This is a genomic window from Sulfurihydrogenibium sp. (assembly GCF_027448985.1).
In the GTDB taxonomy this organism is placed as follows: domain Bacteria; phylum Aquificota; class Aquificia; order Aquificales; family Hydrogenothermaceae; genus Sulfurihydrogenibium.
The window spans coordinates 1-2,067 of the sequence record NZ_DAIDMN010000134.1 but is presented as its reverse complement, the minus strand read 5'-3'; the positions used below and the strand labels follow the sequence as shown (position 1 = coordinate 2,067).

Sequence of the window (2,067 nt, the reverse complement as noted above, 5' to 3'; positions counted from 1 at the left end):
ATTAGGAGGTCAGTATCATGAAAAAGCTTACATCTCTAATCGTAGTTTTATTTTTCTTGATTACTTCATTAAAAGCTGCAGAGGTTCAATTTGAAAGAGGTTATTACTATGTGTTAATCAAAGGTGCAAACTTTGACAGAGTTAACGAGGTTCTGAAAACTGAAATAGAAAACCATAAATGGGGAATAATACATACTATGAATGTTGATAAAACTGTAAAATCTCAAACACCTCACAAAACTCACCTATTGTGTAGGGCTGATTATTTGACAGAAGGTTTAAAGTTTGATAAAGAGATAATAAGTGTGTTAATACCTTGTAGGATATCTATTTATCAAGACAAAAATAATATCAAAATTGTGGTAGAAGATGTTGAAGCTGCTGCATCAACTTTCGGAGTTGATGATAAAAAGTTTAAAACATTTTTAAAGCAAGTTACCGAAGAGATGAAAAGTATTTTACAAAAAACGGCAGACCATTTTGAAAAAAGACAAAATATGCCTTCCAGGTAAAGTCAAGTGGGAGTGTTAATCGCACTCCCATTTATATCCTACTCCTCTAACCGTTTTTATACAGTTTCCATAGTTTTCTAAAATCTCTCTTAATTTTTTGATATGAACATCAATGGTTCTATCGTATATGTCTTTATCCCACTTCCATACGTGTTCTAAAATGTAGTCCCTTGATAATACTCTTCCTTCAGCGTTAACTAAAGCCAATAGTAATTTAAACTGAGTTATTGTTAGGTTTATATGTTTTTCTCCTATTTTTACTTCAAATTTTTCCGGAACTATCTCCAACTCCCCAAATTTGTAATGAGTTTTAGATGTTGGGAAATGGTAAGACTTTGCCCTTCTTATAACTGCTTTTACTCTTGCCAAAAGTTCTCTAAAAGAGAATGGTTTTGTTACATAATCATCAGCTCCAAGTTCTAAACCGACTATTTTATCTATTTCAGTGCTTTTTGCGGTCAGCATTATTAAAGGTGTGTGTTGAATCTCTTTATCGGACCTGACGAGTTTACAAAATTCAAGACCATCTACCTCTGGCATCATAAGGTCTAAAACAACAGCGTCTGGTTTGTCTTCTTTTATGTGTTCAAAAGCTACTTTTCCATTTGGAAAGGATTTTACTTCAAACCCTTCCTTTCTAAAATTGTAGGTTAAAAGTTCGTTAATATCTTCGTCATCTTCAATAACGTAAATCAAAGCCATATCTACGCCTCCATTTTATATTTATCCGGTGAATATTTTAATGTAAGTATTCTCATAATAACCAATAATAAAGATATTCCGGTTAAAAGTATTGCAAAATCTGTTGAGATGTTGTGTTGATAAAGACCTATTACCAACTCTCTTAAAAGAATGATTATAGATATATCTATAATGACTGAAATTCTTACCCTTTTTAAAGCTATGTAATCGTTTATACTTTTTACTATCTCAATCATAATGAATATTGAAAGAGTACTGTTTATTAAAGTTTCAACCATTATTTTTATGTTAGGGTAATTTTTATATAACTCTAATAGTATGTTAAAAACGCTTAGTATCAATCCAAAAGATATTATAACCTCTAAGGTAAATAAGGCTAAAAGAATAGTATTATCCAAAACTTTAAACTTTAATATTTTATCCACGTTCACCATGAATAAGATTTTATTAAGAAAATGTTAAGATTTTATGAATGTTATGTTAAGAAAAATTTATATAAACGGGACTTACTCCGGCATAGCAGGGTCGGCTTATCCTTGCTTCCTTCCGGACCTGGGGAGGTTCACCGTCTCCTACCCGGAGGGTCCCGATTTTTTATTCAACTTCTTGAGCGGATGGGGCGGGATTCGAACCCGCGGTACGGGGATTGCCCGTACACAGCATTTCCAGTGCTGCTCCTTCGGCCACTCGGACACCCATCCAAAACTACAAGCAATAAAGTATTATATCATATATTCCAAAAGTGAATTACTTCAAGTTTTATGCTTTCACACGCACAATTTCAAAGTTAATAATATTCTTTTTCTCTTTGCTAAACTCTATGTCGATTAGGCATATACTAAAATTTTCCATA

3 protein-coding genes, 1 tRNA gene and 1 other RNA gene are annotated in these 2,067 nt (G+C 32.6%); 1 reads left to right on the top strand and 4 read right to left on the bottom strand.

Translation table 11 applies throughout. The features are described 5' to 3' along the window. The first annotated feature begins 17 nt into the window (after positions 1–17). On the top strand, positions 18–512 hold the full coding sequence (locus NE054_RS07930) for a DUF302 domain-containing protein (RefSeq protein WP_297890407.1): 495 nt from the start codon (positions 18–20) through the stop codon (positions 510–512). 15 nt (positions 513–527) lie between these two features. Here NE054_RS07930 and NE054_RS07925 read toward each other — a convergent pair whose 3' ends face one another. The 4 genes from NE054_RS07925 to NE054_RS07910 all read right to left on the bottom strand — a co-directional run bounded on the left by NE054_RS07925 (position 528) and on the right by NE054_RS07910 (position 1,915). After that, positions 528–1,214, bottom strand: a complete 687-nt coding sequence (locus tag NE054_RS07925; protein WP_297890406.1) for a response regulator transcription factor — start codon at positions 1,212–1,214, stop codon at positions 528–530. Between the two features lie 2 nt (positions 1,215–1,216). Next, positions 1,217–1,648, bottom strand: coding sequence for a phosphate-starvation-inducible PsiE family protein (locus NE054_RS07920; protein ID WP_297890405.1), 432 nt, complete (start codon positions 1,646–1,648; stop codon positions 1,217–1,219). 61 nt (positions 1,649–1,709) lie between these two features. Then, an RNA gene (gene ffs / locus NE054_RS07915) (signal recognition particle sRNA small type) lies at positions 1,710–1,805 on the bottom strand. Between the two features lie 20 nt (positions 1,806–1,825). After that, positions 1,826–1,915, bottom strand: a tRNA-Ser gene (locus NE054_RS07910). Between the last annotated feature and the right edge of the window lie 152 nt (positions 1,916–2,067).